15 protein-coding genes are annotated in these 17,806 nt (G+C 67.3%); all 15 read left to right on the forward strand.

The window, feature by feature from the left end; translation table 11 throughout:
* The first annotated feature begins 35 nt into the window (after positions 1-35).
* The 15 genes from rpoC to ACTJI1_RS02560 all read left to right on the forward strand — a co-directional run bounded on the left by rpoC (position 36) and on the right by ACTJI1_RS02560 (position 17,798).
* On the forward strand, positions 36-3,911 hold the full coding sequence (gene rpoC, locus ACTJI1_RS02490; protein WP_310134997.1) for a DNA-directed RNA polymerase subunit beta': 3,876 nt from the start codon (positions 36-38) through the stop codon (positions 3,909-3,911).
* Between the two features lie 85 nt (positions 3,912-3,996).
* On the forward strand, positions 3,997-4,221 hold the full coding sequence (locus tag ACTJI1_RS02495; RefSeq protein WP_310131017.1) for a hypothetical protein: 225 nt from the start codon (positions 3,997-3,999) through the stop codon (positions 4,219-4,221).
* Positions 4,222-4,407: 186 nt separating this feature from the next.
* Positions 4,408-6,081 (forward strand): GspE/PulE family protein, encoded by a 1,674-nt coding sequence (locus ACTJI1_RS02500; RefSeq protein WP_440741435.1) that lies wholly within the window; start codon positions 4,408-4,410, stop codon positions 6,079-6,081.
* A 12-nt stretch (positions 6,082-6,093) separates the two neighbouring features.
* A complete protein-coding gene (locus tag ACTJI1_RS02505) occupies positions 6,094-7,689 on the forward strand; it encodes a PilT/PilU family type 4a pilus ATPase (protein WP_440741436.1) in 1,596 nt (531 codons plus the stop codon).
* Between the two features lie 197 nt (positions 7,690-7,886).
* Positions 7,887-8,918, forward strand: a complete 1,032-nt coding sequence (locus ACTJI1_RS02510) for a type II secretion system F family protein (RefSeq protein ID WP_440741437.1) — start codon at positions 7,887-7,889, stop codon at positions 8,916-8,918.
* A gap of 190 nt (positions 8,919-9,108) precedes the next feature.
* On the forward strand, positions 9,109-9,576 hold the full coding sequence (locus tag ACTJI1_RS02515; RefSeq protein WP_440741438.1) for a type II secretion system protein: 468 nt from the start codon (positions 9,109-9,111) through the stop codon (positions 9,574-9,576).
* A gap of 245 nt (positions 9,577-9,821) precedes the next feature.
* A complete protein-coding gene (locus ACTJI1_RS02520; protein WP_440741439.1) occupies positions 9,822-10,280 on the forward strand; it encodes a type II secretion system protein in 459 nt (152 codons plus the stop codon).
* 106 nt (positions 10,281-10,386) lie between these two features.
* Positions 10,387-10,806, forward strand: a complete 420-nt coding sequence (locus ACTJI1_RS02525) for a type IV pilus modification PilV family protein (protein ID WP_440741440.1) — start codon at positions 10,387-10,389, stop codon at positions 10,804-10,806.
* Entirely contained in the window at positions 10,803-11,423 is a 621-nt protein-coding gene (locus ACTJI1_RS02530; RefSeq protein ID WP_440741441.1) for a PulJ/GspJ family protein, read from the forward strand. The genes ACTJI1_RS02525 and ACTJI1_RS02530 overlap by 4 nt, the downstream gene beginning before the upstream one ends.
* Positions 11,424-11,620: 197 nt before the next feature.
* On the forward strand, positions 11,621-13,006 hold the full coding sequence (locus tag ACTJI1_RS02535) for a hypothetical protein (RefSeq protein WP_440741442.1): 1,386 nt from the start codon (positions 11,621-11,623) through the stop codon (positions 13,004-13,006).
* An 11-nt stretch (positions 13,007-13,017) separates the two neighbouring features.
* A complete protein-coding gene (locus tag ACTJI1_RS02540) occupies positions 13,018-13,827 on the forward strand; it encodes a prepilin peptidase (RefSeq protein ID WP_440741443.1) in 810 nt (269 codons plus the stop codon).
* A gap of 24 nt (positions 13,828-13,851) precedes the next feature.
* Positions 13,852-14,904, forward strand: a complete 1,053-nt coding sequence (pilM, locus tag ACTJI1_RS02545) for a type IV pilus assembly protein PilM (protein ID WP_440741444.1) — start codon at positions 13,852-13,854, stop codon at positions 14,902-14,904.
* The gene (locus tag ACTJI1_RS02550; protein WP_440741445.1) at positions 14,901-15,725 is read left to right on the forward strand and encodes a hypothetical protein; all 825 of its coding nucleotides are present in this window, start codon (positions 14,901-14,903) and stop codon (positions 15,723-15,725) included. The genes pilM and ACTJI1_RS02550 overlap by 4 nt, the downstream gene beginning before the upstream one ends.
* 1 nt (position 15,726) lies before the next feature.
* Positions 15,727-16,512, forward strand: a complete 786-nt coding sequence (gene pilO, locus ACTJI1_RS02555; protein ID WP_440741446.1) for a type 4a pilus biogenesis protein PilO — start codon at positions 15,727-15,729, stop codon at positions 16,510-16,512.
* Positions 16,513-16,628: 116 nt separating this feature from the next.
* On the forward strand, positions 16,629-17,798 hold the full coding sequence (locus ACTJI1_RS02560; RefSeq protein ID WP_440741447.1) for a hypothetical protein: 1,170 nt from the start codon (positions 16,629-16,631) through the stop codon (positions 17,796-17,798).
* Positions 17,799-17,806 lie beyond the last annotated feature (8 nt).

Below are 17,806 nucleotides of genomic sequence, written 5' to 3' on the forward strand. Positions count from 1 at the left end.
TACTGACGAATCTCAAACAGGAGAGAGTGAACACATTGCTCGACGCAACAACTTTTGACGAGCTGCGTATCGGCCTGGCCACCGCTGACGACATCCGTCGTTGGAGCTACGGCGAGGTCAAGAAGCCGGAGACCATCAACTACCGGACCCTGAAGCCGGAGAAGGATGGACTCTTCGGCGAGCAGATCTTCGGACCGTCCCGCGACTGGGAGTGCTCGTGCGGCAAGTACAAGCGCGTCCGGTTCAAGGGCATCGTCTGCGAGCGCTGCGGCGTGGAGGTCACCAAGTCCTCCGTCCGTCGTGAGCGCATGGGCCACATCGAGCTCGCCGCCCCGGTCACGCACATCTGGTACTTCAAGGGTGTGCCCAGCCGCCTCGGCTACCTGCTCGACATGGCGCCCAAGGACCTCGAGAAGGTCATCTACTTCGCCGCCTACATGGTGATCGAGGTCGACGAGGAGGGTCGCCACGCCGACCTTCCCGGCCTCGAGAACGAGCTCCGCCTCGAGATCAAGACGCTGTCCGACCAGCGCGACGCCCGCGTCGCCGAGCGTCTGCAGCGCCTGGAGACCGACCTCGCGGCGCTCGAGGAGGAGGGTGCCAAGGCCGACCAGAAGCGCCGTGTCAAGGACACGGCCGAGAAGGAGATGGGCCAGCTCCGCAAGTCGTTCGACGAGGACATCGCCCGCCTCGAGCGCGTGTGGGAGTCGTTCCGCACCCTCAAGGTCGGCGACCTCAAGCCGGAGGACGCGGACTTCAACGAGCTCCTCGACCGCTACGGCCTGTACTTCGAGGCCTACATGGGCGCCGAGGCGATCAAGCGCCGCCTGCAGGCCTTCGACCTGAACGCCGAGGCCGAGCTGCTCCGCGAGCAGATCGCCACCGGCAAGGGCCAGAAGAAGATCCGCGCGATCAAGCGTCTGCGCGTGGTGTCGTCGTTCCTGGCGACCGGCAACTCGCCGGCCGCGATGGTCCTCGACGTCGTCCCGGTCATCCCGCCGGAGCTGCGCCCGATGGTCCAGCTCGACGGTGGCCGCTTCGCCACCAGCGACCTGAACGACCTGTACCGCCGCGTGATCAACCGCAACAACCGCCTCCGTCGTCTGCTCGATCTCGGCGCCCCCGAGATCATCGTGAACAACGAGAAGCGCATGCTGCAGGAGGCCGTCGACGCGCTGTTCGACAACGGCCGCCGCGGTCGTCCCGTCACGGGTACCGGCAACCGCGCCCTCAAGTCCCTCAGCGACATGCTGAAGGGCAAGCAGGGTCGTTTCCGCCAGAACCTGCTCGGAAAGCGCGTGGACTACTCGGGCCGTTCGGTCATCATCGTGGGTCCGCAGCTCAAGCTGCACCAGTGCGGTCTGCCCAAGCAGATGGCTCTGGAGCTGTTCAAGCCGTTCGTCATCAAGCGCCTGATCGACCTGAGCCACGCTCAGAACATCAAGGCCGCGAAGCGGATGGTGGAGCGCTCGCGCCCGCAGGTCTGGGACGTGCTCGAGGAGATCATCCGCGAGCGCCCCGTGCTGCTGAACCGTGCACCCACCCTGCACCGTCTGGGCATCCAGGCGTTCGAGCCGCAGCTCGTCGAGGGCAAGGCCATCCAGCTCCACCCGCTCGTCTGCGCCGCGTTCAACGCGGACTTCGACGGCGACCAGATGGCGGTGCACCTGCCGCTGTCGGTGGAGGCCCAGGCCGAGGCCCGCATCCTGATGCTCGCCTCGAACAACATCCTGAAGCCGTCGGACGGCCGCCCGGTCACCCTGCCCTCGCAGGACATGATCATCGGTCTGCACCACCTCACCACCGTCCGCGAGGGCGCCGTGGGCGAGGGTCGCGCGTTCTCCTCGGTCTCCGAGGCGATCCTCGCGAAGGACCAGGGCACGCTGCACCTGAACGCCAAGGTCAAGATCCGTCTCGACAACTACGTGCCGTCGGACGCCGCCGACACCGGGGCCACCCCGATCACCGCGATCGTGGAGACCACCCTGGGCCGCGCTCTCTTCAACGAGACGCTGCCGGCGGACTACCCCTACGTGGAGGATGTCGCCGACAAGGGCACGATCTCGTCGATCGTGAACGCCCTGGCCGAGCGGTACCCGAAGGTGGAGGTCGCCGCGGCGCTCGACCGGATCAAGGACGCCGGCTTCTACTGGGGCACCCGCTCGGGCGTCACGGTGTCGCTGAGCGACATCCTGACCCCGCCGAACAAGGCGCAGATCGTGGCCGGCTACGAGAAGAAGGCCGCCAAGATCACCTCCGAGTTCGAGAAGGGTCTGACGACCGACCTCGAGCGTCGCCAGGAGCTGGTGAAGATCTGGACCGAGGCGACCAACGAGGTGGCCGAGGCCATGCGCGCCAACTTCCCGGCGGACAACACCATCAACCGCATGGTGACGTCCGGTGCCCGTGGTAACTGGCTGCAGGTCCGCAACATCGCCGGTATGCGTGGTCTGGTGAACAACCCGAAGGGTGAGATCATCCCCCGTCCGATCATCTCCTCGTACCGCGAGGGGCTGTCGGTGGCGGAGTACTTCATCGCGACGCACGGTGCCCGTAAGGGTCTGGCCGACACGGCCCTCCGTACGGCGGACTCGGGCTACCTGACCCGTCGTCTGGTGGACGTCTCGCAGGATGTCATCATCCGTGAGGACGACTGCGGCACGACCAAGGGCCTCGACCTGCCGATCGCGACGGTCGGCGCCGACGGCACCCTCACCCGCGACCCGAACGTCGAGAACTCGGTGTTCGCCCGCACGCTGGCCGCTGACGCGGTCGGCACGGACGGCACCGTGGTCGCGAAGGCGGGCGAGGACGTGGGCGACGTGCTCATCGACAAGCTGGTCGCCGCCGGCGTCACCGACATCAAGGTCCGCTCCGTGCTGACCTGCGAGTCGGCGGTCGGCGTCTGCGCCGCCTGCTACGGCCGTTCGCTCGCGACCGGCAAGCTGGTGGACATCGGCGAGGCGGTCGGCATCATCGCCGCCCAGTCGATCGGCGAGCCCGGAACGCAGCTCACCATGCGTACGTTCCACACCGGTGGTTCCGCGTCCGCGGACGACATCACCCAGGGTCTGCCGCGCGTCCAGGAGCTGTTCGAGGCCCGTACCCCCAAGGGTGCGTCCCCGATCGCCGAGGCCGCAGGCCGCATCGTCATCGAGGAGACGGACAAGTCCCGCAAGGTCATCCTGACCCCGGACAACGGCGACGAGCCGCACGTCTACCCGGTGCTGAAGCGCTCCACCCTGCTGGTGGAGGACGGGCAGCACGTCGACCTCGGTCAGCAGCTGATCGTCGGCACCGTCGACCCGAAGGAGGTCCTCCGGGTGAAGGGCGTCCGCGAGGTGCAGAAGCACCTGGTGGGCGGCGTCCAGGGCGTCTACCGCTCGCAGGGCGTGCCGATCCACGACAAGCACATCGAGGTCATCGTCCGCCAGATGCTTCGCAAGGTCACCGTCGTCGACCACGGCGACACCGACCTGCTGCCGGGTGAGCTCGTCGACCGTTCGCGGTACAACGAGATCAACCGTGCTGCGCTGCAGGAGGGCAAGAAGACGGCGTCCGCCCGTCAGGAGGTCATGGGTATCACCAAGGCCTCGCTGGCGACCGAGTCGTGGCTGTCGGCCGCGTCCTTCCAGGAGACCACCCGCGTCCTGACGCAGGCGGCCATGGAGGGCAAGTCCGACCCGCTGATCGGTCTCAAGGAGAACGTCATCATCGGTAAGCTCATCCCGGCCGGAACCGGCCTGTCGCGCTACCGGAACGTCTCGGTGGAGGCGACCGAGGAGGCCAAGGCGGAGCGGTATCCAAACCGCATCTTCGCCGACGACTCCGCGTTCAACGAGAGCGACCTGAGCTTCGTCGACTTCGACAGCTTCAGCTCGGACGACTACACCCCCGGCACCTACAACTAAGCAGGTAGTCCGTACCACGAAGGCCCCCGGCTCACGCCGGGGGCCTTCGTCGTCCCCGGGGCTCCGGACCTGGGAGGATGGGGGTATGTGGCGGCAGCTTCTCGAGTACACGGACGGCGTAGGGCGCGGGATGGTCGGCGCCGCCGCTGTGCTGCTGGTCGTCGCGGTGGTCAGCTTCGTCGTCGGGATCGCGCGGGCCGCATCCGGCAACGCCGCCACGACGCTGCCGTACTGGCTGACGACGATGGGATGCGCGGTCGTCGCCGTCGTGCTGGTGTACCTCGCGAGCCGGCGCGGCAAGCTGCACTGAGCGCCCTCCGCACGGCGTTCATAGCGCGTCCCCCGCACGCGGGGCACCCGGTCGCGGGTCTGTTTCCCGGGGGAGACCGCCGGATACTGTGGCAAGGCTTCGTCCCGACCCGGAGCAGCTCCGGGCCGGGACGTGCCCTGTCGGATCACCCGAACCCGGCAGGACCCCTATCCGAGGAGGTCCCCCGTGGCGTCCATGACCGAGATCCTTATCCTTCACGGCCATCTGCCCATCGAATACCTGGATCAGGTGGGCTCGAGCGCGCCCAACGACGAGAGCGTCGTGCGTGAGCTCATCGATCGTGGTGCGATCAGCAGCGCGCAGGTCGCGCGGGCGCGCGCCGCGCAGGCCGGTGTCCCGTTCGTCGAACTCGTCGACTACCCGGTCGACCGCACGGCGGTCTCCCTGGTCAACGGCGCGGTGTGCCGCCGACACAACGTCCTGCCCGTATCGATCGCAGAGGGAGCCCTTGTCCTCGCCATGCGCGACCCGGGCGACGTTCTCGCGATCGATGACGTGCGGGCCGCCGCTCGGATGCCTGTCGTCGCGGTCGTCGCCGAGCCGGATGATCTCGCGGCCGCCATCGATCGGTATATCCGTGCGGACGAGGAGCTCAACGACCTCACGACCACCCTCGAGGACGAGGCCGCGCCCGAGGACATCGGTGCATCCGCCGTCTCGGACGACGCGGCGGACGACGAGGCGCCCATCGTGCGGTTCGTCAACCTCATCGTGAGCCAGGCCATCCAGGACAGGGCGTCGGACATCCACATCGAGCCCGGTGAGCACAACCTTCGCGTCCGATACCGCATCGACGGTGTGCTGCACGAAATGCAGAGCGCGCCCAAGACCGTCCAGAACGGTGTGATCTCGCGTCTCAAGATCATGAGCGATATCGACATCGCTGAGCGTCGCAAGCCGCAGGACGGCCGCATGTCCGTCTCGCACGGCGGGCGTCAGATCGACCTCCGCGTGGCGACGCTGCCGACGGTGTGGGGCGAGAAGGTCGTCATGCGAATCCTGGACAACACGAACACTTCGCTGACCCTCAGCGACCTGAACCTGCTTGATCGCAACCTCGAGACGTTCAAGACGGCGTACTCGAAGCCTTACGGGATGATCCTCGTCACGGGACCGACAGGATCCGGCAAGTCGACCACGCTGTACACGACGCTCAACGCAGTGTCCCGGCCGGAGATCAACGTCATCACGGTCGAGGATCCTGTCGAGTACCGGATGCCGGGGATCAACCAGGTGCAGGTGAACCCTAAGGCGGGTCTGACATTCGCGAGCGCGCTGCGGAGCATCCTGCGAAGCGACCCCGACGTCGTGCTCCTCGGCGAGATCCGCGACCACGAGACCGCCCAGATCGCGATCGAAGCCTCGTTGACGGGTCACCTCGTCCTGTCGACGTTGCACACGAACGACGCCCCGAGCGCCGTGACCCGGCTCACCGAGATGGACATCGAGCCATTCCTCGTAGGCTCAGCACTCGACTGCGTGGTCGCCCAGCGCCTCGCCCGGCGTCTCTGCGAGCGGTGCAAGCAGCCGATAGCGTACGAGGTCGACGACCTGCGCCGGCTCCGCCTCCCGGTCGCGGAGGACGCCGAGCCGCCCATCGTGTTCGGCCCGGTCGGCTGCACGGCGTGCTCGAACACCGGGTATCGCGGGCGACTCGCCGTTCACGAGGTGATGGCGGTCACCGAGGAGATCGAGCGGCTGACGGTCGAGCGCGCGTCGAGCGCCGAAATCGGGCGTACGGCGCGTGCTCAAGGAATGCTGACCCTCCGCGAGGACGGGTGGGAGAAGGTCCGGCTCGGGCAGACCTCGGTCGACGAGATCCTTCGAGTGGTCGCCTAGGAGAGGAATCACATGGCATCGGATGCGCTGAACGACAGCTGGCCGCCCAAGGACGGCGGCCAGAGCCGACCTGTCTACGAGATCCCGGTCACCCCTCCCGAAGCACCCGGGTGGGCCCGCCCGGTCTCGGGGCCGGTCGACGCCTATCCGGTGCCGCAGCCCTCGGCGTTCATGTCGCAGCAGCCGCCAGCCTCCCCGTTCGACCCTTCTGCATCCGTGCCGGTATCGTTCGACGCTCCTGTGTCGGCACCCGTGTCATACGAGCCGCCGGTGTCACAGCCCGCGTCGTTCAGCCCGCCACCATCGGTGCCCGTCGCGTACGACCCGCCCGCGGGAGTGCCTGTTTCTTACGAGGCGCCGGCTCCCGCCGCGGCGACGCTTCCCGACACGACCGCCGTCCCCGCCGAGCCGGACGATCTGCACACGCTCACTCCGGCCGAACGGGAGGCGCTCGCCGCCGCAGACCCGGAGTTGATCGCCGCCCTGCGCGCTGTGGTCACGCTGCGCGCCTCCGACCTCCATGTCACGGTCGGTGCGCCGCCCATGGTGCGCATCGACGGCGCGCTGACTCCCGCCGGCTCGACGCAGCCGTGGGGCCATGAACGCACCAAGGAAGCGCTCTACAGCCTTCTCGACGACCGCCAGCGCCTCGCTTTCGAGCGCGAGCTGGAGCTTGACTTCGCCTTCACGATCTCGGCCAACTCGCGCTTCCGCGTCAACCTGTACCAACAGCGTGGGGCGGTCGGCGCGGCCTTCCGTCTGATCCCCACGGAGATCAAGACCCTCGACGACCTCGGCGTTCCCTTCGGAGTTGCAAAACTTGCCGGGCTCCCGCGCGGGCTCGTGCTGGTCACAGGCCCGACAGGAAGCGGGAAGTCGACGACCCTGGCGGCGCTCATCGACCTCGTCAACTCGACCCGCGCCGACCACATCGTCACGGTCGAGGATCCCATCGAGTTCATGCACACCCACAAGAAGTCGCTCGTGAATCAGCGGGAGGTCGGACACGACACCCACAGCTTCAACAGCGCGCTCAAGCATGTCCTCCGGCAGGACCCGGATGTGATCCTGATCGGCGAACTCCGAGACCTCGAGACCATCTCGGTCGCTCTCACCGCGGCCGAGACCGGCCACCTGGTCTTCGCCACCCTGCACACCCAGGATGCGCCGCAGACGATCGATCGTGTCATCGACGTCTTCCCTCCCCACCAGCAGCAGCAGGTCCGCGCTCAGCTCGCCGCGACCCTTCAAGGCGTCATCTGCCAGACGCTGGTCAAGCGCGCATCCGGCAGAGGCCGCGTGGTGGCCACCGAGGTGATGTTCACGACTCCCGCTATCGCCAACCTCATCCGGGAGGGGAAGACCTATCAGATCGGCTCGATGATGCAGGCCGGGCGCGATCAGGGGATGCACACCATGGACCAGCACCTTGCAGATCTGGTCGACTCGGGCACCATCACCCGCTCGGCCGCCTTCGAGAAGGCCCACGATCCCCAAGGCCTCGATCGCCTCATCCAACGTGTGGAGTCGCCCACGGCGGCCACGGCATGGGCTCTCGCCGAGACCGGACCGGACTTCGGCGACTCGTACTCAGGCCAGGTGCGCTGATGGTCGGGGCGACGACTTTCGCGTACGCCGGCCGGAACGCGACCGGCAAGCTCGTCAAAGGGCGGCTCGATGCGCCGAGCGAAGGCGCCGTAGTCCTCCGGCTGCGATCCATGGGCTTGAGCCCTGTGTCGATTCAGGAGGCGTCAGCCGGCACGGGCCTCCAGAAGGAGATCACGATCCCAGGCTTGAGGCGCGTCGTGAAGCTCAAGGATCTCGCCGTGATGAGCCGCCAGATGGCGACGATGATCGGCTCCGGTCTGTCGCTCCTCCGAACTCTCAACATCCTCGCAGAGCAGACCGAGTCCAAGCGGCTGGGGCAGATCCTCGGCGAGGTTCGCGACGCGGTGGAGGACGGCACGTCGCTCTCGGCCGCCATGGCCAAGCACGATGTCGACTTCCCTCCGCTCATGATCAGCATGGTGCGGGCGGGCGAGACGGGCGGCTTCCTCGACAGTGCTCTCGACTCCATTGCGGAGAACTTCGAGAAGGAGGTCAAGCTCCGCGACACGATCAAGTCGGCGATGACCTATCCGATCATCGTCCTCGTGATGTCGCTGGTCTCCGTTGTTGCGATGCTGATTTTCATCGTGCCGGTCTTCAAGAACATGTTCCAGAGCCTCGGGGGCCAGCTGCCGCTGCCGACGCAGATCCTCGTGGTGCTCTCCGAGTCCATGGTGTGGCTCGGTCCGCTCCTCGCCATCGTCATCATCGGCACGTGGTTGTGGTGGAGGGTCAACAAGAACACGGAACGTGTCAGACGCGTGGTGGATCCGCTCCGGTTCCGCATGCCCGTGTTCGGCAAGCTGGCGAAGAAGATCGCTATCGCCCGGTTCACGAAGAACCTGTCGAACATGATCGGTGCGGGCGTTCCGATCCTCCAGGCCCTCCACACGGTCGGCGCCACCTCGGGCAACTGGGTGATCCAGAACGCCCTCGAACAGGTCGCCGAGTCGGTCCGGAAGGGAGAGTCGATAGCGAAGCCCATGGCCCGCGTGGAGGCGTTCCCGCCGATGGTCACGCAGATGATCGCGGTCGGCGAGGACGCCGGCTCGCTCGAGACCATGCTGGACAAGATCGCCATGTTCTACGACAACGAAGTCGAATCGATGACCGAGTCGCTCACCTCGCTCATCGAGCCGTTGCTCATCGCCTTCCTCGGTGTCGTGATCGGCGGCATGATCATCGCGCTGTACATGCCGATCTTCCAGATCGCGACGCTCATCCACTGATTCGAGGGACCCGGCTCCCGACCGCGATCCCGGCGAGATCAGAAATGAAACCCCCTTCACTGGGGCCACAAAAATGAAAAATACCCCCCGCACGCGGGCTTATCGGGGCGAAATTCCGGGCAATAGCATCAAGCCACGTCCGGCGGAAACACCGGTATCCGACTCAATACCCGATAGATAGGAACCCCTCATGTACTTCCGCATCATGGGCTCGTTGAACGCCCGCCGTCATGCCCTCGCGAAGGGCGAGCAGGCCGAGAAGGGCTTCACCCTGATCGAGCTCCTCGTCGTGGTGATCATCATCGGCATCCTCGCCGCGATCGCCATCCCGGTGTACCTGGGGATCCAGGACAACGCGAAGGACTCGTCCGCCCAGTCCGACGTCGTCAACCTGAAGACCGCCGTCGTGAGCATGCAGACCAGCACCGGTTCGCTGCCGACCAGCACCGCCGTCGTCGACGCCACGGGCAAGATCCTGACCACCTCGGCCAGCAACGCCGGTGCCAGCCTCAGTAACAACACCCAGAGCCTGGCGTACACCCCCGGAACGGGGAGCGCGTTCTGCGTCAGCGCGACGAGCACCAGCACCGGTCACACCGTCTTCTACGCGACGGACTCCACCGGAGTCACCAAGACGAAGCCCACCGGCTGCCCGTGATCGACCTGACCGGGCAGGTCTGGCGTAGAAACAGCACGCCGGACCTGCCCGGTTTTTGTGCCCCCCCCACAGGCGTCCCTGGCCTCGTTGCCGAGAAGTCGGAGCCCCTCAACTGGGGCCACGGAAATCCCGAAAACCCCCCACACGCGGGATTATTGGCGAATTTCCAGCCACATAGCATCGAACCCGATCGGGACAGTCTCGGCCCCGGTCACCTCGAGTTCTCCGACCGATTGGAACCTGCGATGTACTTCCGTCTCATGGGCAAACTGAACGCCCGCCGTCAGGCCCTGCTCAAGGGCGAAGAGGCCGAGAAGGGCTTCACCCTGATCGAGCTCCTCGTCGTGGTGATCATCATCGGCATCCTCGCCGCGATCGCCATTCCGGTGTACCTGGGAATCCAGGACAACGCCAAAGACAGCTCCGCTCAGTCGGATGCGGTCAACCTGAAGACCGCTGTCGTCAGCATGCAGACGAGCAACGGCTCACTCCCGGCGAGCACGGACGTGCTCACCGATCCGACCACGCTGACCGACAACGCCAAGAAGGCCGGCGCGAGCCTCAGCGACAACACTGCGAGCCTCACCTACACCCCGAGCGGCAGCTCGTTCTGTGTGTCGGCCAAGAGCAAGAGCAGTGGCGGCACCGTCTTCTACGCGACCGACTCCAGCGGGGCCACCAAGAACAAGCCCGCCGGCTGCTAGTCCCCGAGCGGGCGGGCCGACGCGTCGGACCGCCCGCTCCACCCGCTTCCCGTACCAAACCAATCGCTTACCCCGAGAGACCCGAAATCGAAGGGAGGTGGTCCCCATGAAGACGACACTCCGTCTCCAGAGCGACGACTCAGGCTTCACTCTCATCGAGGTCATGGTCGCGATGCTGCTGCTCGCGATCCTGGCCGTGGCGGTCGTTCCCGCATTCGTCGCTCAGATGCGGGCCACCTCCACCAACACGACGATCGCGACGGCGAGCCAGCTCGCCGGCCAGCAGATCGACGATGCTCAGAGCCGCGCGGCCACCTGCGCGGCTCTGACCGCATATCAGGCCGAGACGGTCGCACCTGTGGTCGACGCGCGCGGTGTCGCGCTGCAGGCGACCCGAACCGTTTCGCTGCCGTGCCCGACCACCTATCCCACGACGATCAAGGTCGTCGTCACCGTCACGGCTTCGGGCAGCCCGACCGTGATCGCGTCGGTCACGAGCCTCGTTCTCCTGAGGTCGGCATCATGAGCCGGCACTTCTCCGACCAGAGCCCGGATTCGGGCTTCACACTGATCGAACTGCTGGTGGCCGCGGCTCTCACCCTCATCGTCCTCATCACCGTCGGTGGTTTCCTCGCCTCCGCCAGCAGGGCCGAAAAGGGGACCCGAGCGGCCACCGCCGCTGCGACCCTCGGCCAACTCGTAGCTCGCTCTGTGAGCCAGGGCGTGGCCAATGCGACGGCCGTCGGCGTCGTGACCAACGCCACGACGGGTGCGCAGATGCTGCAGGCGCGCGTCTACTCGATGAGCTCCGCGGACGACCCCACCCAGGGCTCCACGTCGGGGACCGGGTGCCAGGCCTGGTATTACCTCCCCACCAACGGCGGGGCGATTTACGTCAAGCGGGTCTTCCCGGCCGCCGCGATCGCGATGCCGAGCGGCGCTCCCGATTCCAGCTGGCAGCTGATCGGCAACGGGCTTGGCGCAACCGTAGCCGCAGCGCAATCCTCGACCGTCTTCGCATCGCCCTCGGGCACGCGGGTCGACCTCAAGTTCGACGTGGTCAACGGTTCGCAGCAGCCGGTGCACATGGAGACGACCATCCACATCCCCAACACGACGACGGTGAGCAGCCCATGCTTCTGATCAGACGACTTCGCCTCAGGCTCCGCCGCACCGACCGCGAGCGCGGCGGCGCGCTGGTCCCCGTCGTGGGCGTCGGGGCGGTGATGATGGCCTTCATCCTCCTGAGCACGAGCATGCTGGTGACGTCCTTCCGGTACAGCGACACGACCCGCGGGGGAGTGCAGGCTCAAGCGGCCGCCCAGGCCGGGATCGCGACCGTGGCAGCGCAGCTGACGCAGGGCACGTGCTCCCTGCCGTATACGAGCAGCACGAGCCCGAAGTACTCGGTGACGGTCTCTTATCAGCGCACAGTCAGCGGCACGACCTGGCTGAGCGGATGCCCCTCCAACGCGACCGATGTGAACAAGGTGAAGCTCGTCTCTGTCGGCGCGTCGCCGACGTCGACAGGGGCGACCAGGACACTCGAGGCCGTCTACAATTACATCCCGTACAACCCGGGCCAATCGATCACCGGTTCCGGCTCGGCGGTGTACGGCTACGACGTCACCGACGGCACGATCACGAACCTCACGATCACACAGGCCGGCACGAGCAGCCCTGGCATCGAGTTCAAGAACGGCAGCGCCAGCTGCCAGACCGGTGGCTCGATCCAGGGCGATGTCATCCTCGGCGACGGCATCTACCAATCCCCGAGCGGCTGCACGATCAACGGCGACCTTTGGGCATCGGCCACGGTTCAGATCGGCAACAACAGCGTGATCAGGGGGAACGTCCACGCCACCGGTTCGACTTCTCCAGTGGTGCAGGTCGCGAACGGCGCTCAGATCAACGGCAACATCACGTCCTCCGGACCGGTCAGCATCTCCGGAAGCGTTGGTGGCAGCGTCATCGCCGGCCCCCGCACCGGTGCATCGAGCGTGTCGGGCAGCGTCGGCGGCACTTTCAAGACGTCGGGGACGGTCAGCGTCTCCGGTTCCGGACTGCCCTCGAGCCGCGTCTTCCAGAACCAGACGGGGATCGTGACGCCGGCGCCACCGGTCGTGCCGGACTGGGTCGATTTCGATTACCACCTGAGCGATTGGACAGGCTTCACGCAACAGGTCCCCACTGCATGCAGCGGGTCCACCGTCGCGAGCGCCATCAACACGGCGTCGACGCCGACCGTCGTCTATGCATCGTCCAAGTGCCCGGGCACGATGGTCGATCTGAGCAATCAGGACCTGACGTTGAAGACCGACGTCGTGCTGGTCGCCGACCTGTTCGATCTGAAGAACGAGACGATCACGGCCGCCTCAGGATCCGGGACCCACCGGCTCTACATCATCTCTCCGGACAAGGTTGCGAACGCTTCGCCGGACTGCGCGGCAGGACCCTCGGGACGATCGAAGATCGAGAATCAGGTCGATACCGACCCGTCGGTGGACATCATGATCTACACCCCGTGCGGCCTCGGCAACTCGGGAAGCGCCTGGTGGGGTCAGATCTACGCAGCGAACATCGCCTTCAACAACTCGTTCACCCTGCACTTCATCTCCATGGGCCTTCCCGGCGTCAACTTCGACAACGGCACATACACGCCGCCCCCGCCCCCTGTGCCCGGCCACCTCGATACGGTGTTCTCCGTGCGGAACATCAGCGGGTAGGGGGGCAGATCATGGTCGCCGTCGTCGCCGTTTTCGGCTCCCTCATCGGGTCGTTCCTGAACGTGGTCGTCTATCGCGTCCCCGCCGGGATGTCCCTGATGCGCCCTGCGAGCGCGTGCCCGATCTGCGGTAGTCGCATCCGTCCGCACGACAATGTCCCCGTGCTCTCCTGGCTGCTTCTCCGTGGCAGATGCCGGGATTGCGGCACGCGAATCCCCGTCCGCTATCCGCTCGTCGAACTAGGAACGGCGGCGCTTTTCGCTGTCGTGGCATTCGCTTTTCTGGTTCCCCTGCGGGTTCCCGGCCGGCCGCTCGCCGCGACGATCCTCGAACTCCTCGCCTGGCTGTGGCTCGCCGCCGTGACGATCGCGCTCTCGATCATCGACATCGAGACCCATCGGCTGCCCGACCGCATCGTGATTCCGACGGCTGTGGCCATCGCCGCCCTTCTCACGGCCGCGGCCGCGGTCGAGGGCGACTGGTGGAGGCTCGGGCAGGCGGGCATCGGCGCCGCGGCTCTGGGAGGCTTCTACCTCCTGCTCGCCTTCGTGCGGCCCGGCGCCATGGGTCTCGGGGATGTGAAGCTCGCCGGTGTGCTCGGCCTCGCACTGGGGTGGGCCGGTTGGGCTCAACTCGCGGTCGGCGCCTTCGCCGCGTTCGTCCTCGGGGGCGTGTTCAGCCTGGTCTTCGTTCTCGCGAAGCGGGTCGACCGCAAGGGCGGCATACCGTTCGGCCCGTGGATGCTGGCCGGCGCCTGGGTGGGAATGTTCTTCGGGGCGCAGCTCGTCGCCACGTACTTCGCCGTGATCGGCCTGCAGTGACTGCGGCGGAAAGGGGATTGCTCGATGACTAAGACGATTGTGGGGGTGGACATCGGGTCGACGACGATTCGAGCTGTCGAACTCGCGGACCCGGCGAAGCCCCGTCCCACCCTCCTCCGCTACGCGGAGGTCCCGCTGACTGAGAGCGCGGTGAGTCGCGGCGAAGTGCTCGAGCCGAACACCGTGGGCGCGCTTCTCAAGCAACTGTGGAGCGTCGGCGGATTCAAGAGCCGCCGTGTCGTGCTCGGCATGGGCAACCAGCGGGTGCTCGCCCGCGATATCAGCGTCCCTTCTGCTCCCCGCGAGCGCATCCGGGAGTCGCTTCCGTTCGTCGCTCAGGAGATGCTGCCCGTCCCGGTGCAGGACGCGCTTCTCGACTTCTTCCCCGTGTCCGAATCGATGACCGAGGCCGGCCCGATGACGCACGGCTTGCTCATCGCAGCCGTGAAGGAGGCGGTGGTAGGTAACGTGAAAGCCGTCCAGGCTGCCGGACTCACACCGGTAGAGGTCGATTTGATCCCCTTCGCTCTGGGCCGCCTGATGGTGACGCGCCCTCGGCTCCAGGGCACGGTCGCCCTCGTCGATGTCGGCGCCAGCACGACGAGCGTCGTCACTTTGCTCGACGGGGTGCCGCAGTTCGTGCGGATCATCTCGGCCGGCGGCGCGGACGTCACAGCGGCAGTCGCCTCCCAGCTGTCCATCCCGATGGATGAGGCCGAGCGGCTCAAGCGGCTGCACGGTGTGGCGTCGGCGGACCCATCGCCGACAGCCCAGGCGACTGTTTCGGCGGCCCGCGAGATCGTCTCGGACCTGCTCGTCAGTATTCGCAACACCGTCTCCTACTACTCGAACACGCGGCCGGACCATCCCGTCGGAGCGATACTGCTGACCGGCGGTGGCTCCTCCCTGCCCGGTTTCGTCGACGCGCTCACAGATTTCACCCGGCTGCCTGCTTCGCTCGGGGATCCCTTCCCCGGCCTCGCCCTGTCGCGCGGGCTGGACGCGCAGAAGCTCCGCAACGACCAGGCAGCGATCACGGTGGCGCTCGGACTCGCGTTGGGAAGTGAGGCAGCATGACAACCGAACTGACGCACCCCGATGAAACGCCAGAGGTCAAGAACCGCACGTCCCGCCGCGGGCACGGCTCGAAGGGGTCGGCTCTGACCAACCCCTCGAAGAGCAGACGGCAGGGCGTGGGGAGGAAGAAGCCCGACGCGGAGGGCGCTGACCGCGTCAGGGCGACGGCCCCGGCTGGCCGTACCGGTGGCGCGTTCGCCGTATTGCCGAGGGTCGACCTTCTGCCTCCGGAGGTGAAGGCTTCGCGGCGCAATGTCGCGATCGGACGGCGGCTGCTCGTCGCGCTCTTCGTCGTCGTCGCACTCGTCGCCACCGCTATCGGCGGCAGCACGGTGATGGCAATACAGGCGAATTCGACACTGTCGGCAGCACAGGCCGAAACCGCCGCGTTGACCAAGCAGCAGCAACGCTACGCAGAAGTTCGAGCGGTGGAGAGCCAGATCGCGCTCACCAAGGCGGGCCAAGAGGTGGGGGCGTCGACCGAGGTCGACTGGCAGGCTTTCCTGACCGACGTGCGAGCAGTCACGGGGGGCGGCCTGGCCATCACCGGCATCACGATCGATTCCGCATCCCCGCTGGCCGCGTATCAGCAGTCCACGGTTCCCCTGCAGGGTACGCGCGTGGCGACCGTGACCATTCAAGTCAAAGCACCGAACCTCGATGTGGTGTCTGCCTGGCTGTCTCAACTCTCGGGCTTGCCAGCCGTCGCGGACGTCTCGCCGGGAGCCATCACCCTCGACGGCTCCGGGTACACGGCCTCCGCGATCATGCACTTGAACGAATCGGCCTTCGACGGCCGGTTCGAGCAGAAGGGGAAGTGACGTGGACAAGCAGCGCATCGTCATTGCGGCCACAGGCTTGGCCATCGCCGTGGTCCTGGCTCTCGGTTACCTGCTCGGCGTTCAGCCACAGCTCGCAGCCGCGGGGGCGGCCAACGAACAGATCGCCACAACCCTCGCGAGCAACCAGGCGGCCGAGGCACAACTCGCCAAGCTGAAGCAGGACTACGACAGGCTGTCCACGTACAAGGATCAGCTCTCGCAACTTCAGCAGTCCGTCCCGTCGAGTCAGTCCCTGGACGCCATGCTCTCCGACCTGCGGGCACTCGCGGCTTCGACCGGCACGACCATCTCGCAGTTCAACTCGGGAGAGCCGGTCGCATACGTGCCTCCGGCAGCTCCGGCAGCCACCGCTCCGTCCGGTGCGGCAACCTCGGGCTCCTCGCCCTCGCCGACGCCTACCTCGACAGCACCGGCAGCGCCGGCGGCGCCGCGGACGACGACGAACTCCCTGATCACGGCGGGCGATTTCGTTGCGATCCCGGTCACGATCGGAGTGCAGGGCGGCACGGATGCCGCAATCGCCTTCCTCGGCGGCCTTCAGCACGGCAAACGACTCGTCCTGGTGACGGGCTTCACGGGCACCCAGGACGCGAGTTCGGCTCCGGCCGCGGGCGGGGCGGCGGCTGCCGGTACCGCAGGTTCGACGTACACGATCACCGGTCTCGTCTACGTGCTCGGTGCAGCTCGCCCGACGGCGGCGGCGGCCGCGCCCAGCAGCACCGGTGCAACAACCGCCCCGACGCCGGCAGCGACTCCTTCGCGATGACGAACGGGAGGGCTTCCCGGCTCCGTGCCGCCGGTATGCCCTCCCTGGAATCGGCTCACCCCGTTGGTACAGTGGGCACCTGACGGGACCCGCCGGGGTCCATGGAGGTGCCACTGATGAGCGACACGCCGGAGACCGCGCCCAAGCGCGAGACCTACGAGCCCGCGCCCGACGCCGAGCGGGTCGCCCCCGCGACCGCCCCGGCCGAGTCGGCCGCCGCGGAGCCCAGCACCGACACGGGTGCTCAGGTCGTGGAGCCCCCGTCGAGCCCGGTGTCCGCACGTGGCCACCTCAACCGCCCGGCGGAGGAGGAGACGGCCGCGAACGCGAGCGCCCCCGCCGCCGTCCCGGCAGCCGCCGTTCCGGCGCCCGCCGCCGAGCCCGCGCGCCCCGCCGCGATCTCCGAGCCGGAGCCCGTCGTCTCCACCGACGACGACGTCGCCGCCGCCGTCGCACGCAACAGCGCCCAGCCGGGCGCCACGGGCGCCACCGCCGGGGGGGACGCCACCGTCGACACCGCGTCGCCGACCGAGTCGGCCACCCCGGTCATCGTCGCCGCCGAGGCGGCCAACCTCCGCCAGGCGCAGGACGCCCCGACCACGGCGTACCCCGCCGCCTCGACCGGCGAGACCGCCGGCGTCGCGACCGCCGCCGCCGGAACGGCCGCCACGACCGCCGCCCCCGCGGCCCCGCAGCCGGTCGCCCCGATCTACCTGCAGCGTCCCGAGCCGCCGAAGAAGAAGAGCAACCGCGGCGTCGGCATCCTGATCGCCCTCGTCGGCACCGTCGCGTTCGCCGTCCTGTGGGCCGCGGCCGTGCTCATCGTCGGCTCGCTGCTCACCCCGAGCGACGAGTTCGTCCCTGCGCTGGTCCAGTTCTTCACCGGCGGCCTCCGCGGGTGGGCTCCGGTCGTGGCGTTCTTCATCGGGATGGTCGTGCTCATCCAGATCCTGAACCGCGCGCGCTGGTGGGCCTACATCCTGGGCGGCCTGTTCGTCGCCGTCTTCGTCTACCTCGTCTACATCGGGGCCGGGCTCGTCGACGCGCAGTACTGGACGCGCACCTCCAACGAGTTCGCCATCCTGATGCGCAGCGCCTGGGTCAACCCGTTCGCCGTGCTCGCCGGTGTGATCGCCCGCGAGATCTCCATCTGGACGGGCGCCTGGCTGGCCGGTCGCGGCCGCAAGCTGAAGGCCCGGAACGCGGAGGCGCAGGCCGACTACGAGCAGCAGGTGGCCGACACCCAGAACCAGGCCGCCGCGGCCTACGCGCAGCAGGGGTACTGATCCGGAGG

Source organism: Leifsonia sp. 22587, from assembly GCF_052044215.1.
In the GTDB taxonomy this organism is placed as follows: Bacteria; Actinomycetota; Actinomycetes; order Actinomycetales; family Microbacteriaceae; genus Leifsonia; species Leifsonia shinshuensis_C.

Excerpts from the sequence above, each read along its gene's own strand:
- ACTJI1_RS02495 (WP_310131017.1), top strand. The coding sequence starts at position 3,997 with ATGTGGCGGCAGCTTCTCGAGTACACGGACGGCGTAGGGCGCGGGATG.
- ACTJI1_RS02505 (WP_440741436.1), top strand. The coding sequence starts at position 6,094 with ATGGCATCGGATGCGCTGAACGACAGCTGGCCGCCCAAGGACGGCGGC.
- ACTJI1_RS02515 (WP_440741438.1), top strand. The coding sequence starts at position 9,109 with ATGTACTTCCGCATCATGGGCTCGTTGAACGCCCGCCGTCATGCCCTC.
- ACTJI1_RS02520 (WP_440741439.1), top strand. The coding sequence starts at position 9,822 with ATGTACTTCCGTCTCATGGGCAAACTGAACGCCCGCCGTCAGGCCCTG.
- ACTJI1_RS02525 (WP_440741440.1), top strand. The coding sequence starts at position 10,387 with ATGAAGACGACACTCCGTCTCCAGAGCGACGACTCAGGCTTCACTCTC.
- ACTJI1_RS02530 (WP_440741441.1), top strand. The coding sequence starts at position 10,803 with ATGAGCCGGCACTTCTCCGACCAGAGCCCGGATTCGGGCTTCACACTG.
- ACTJI1_RS02540 (WP_440741443.1), top strand. The coding sequence starts at position 13,018 with ATGGTCGCCGTCGTCGCCGTTTTCGGCTCCCTCATCGGGTCGTTCCTG.
- pilM (WP_440741444.1), top strand. The coding sequence starts at position 13,852 with ATGACTAAGACGATTGTGGGGGTGGACATCGGGTCGACGACGATTCGA.
- ACTJI1_RS02550 (WP_440741445.1), top strand. The coding sequence starts at position 14,901 with ATGACAACCGAACTGACGCACCCCGATGAAACGCCAGAGGTCAAGAAC.
- ACTJI1_RS02560 (WP_440741447.1), top strand. The coding sequence starts at position 16,629 with ATGAGCGACACGCCGGAGACCGCGCCCAAGCGCGAGACCTACGAGCCC.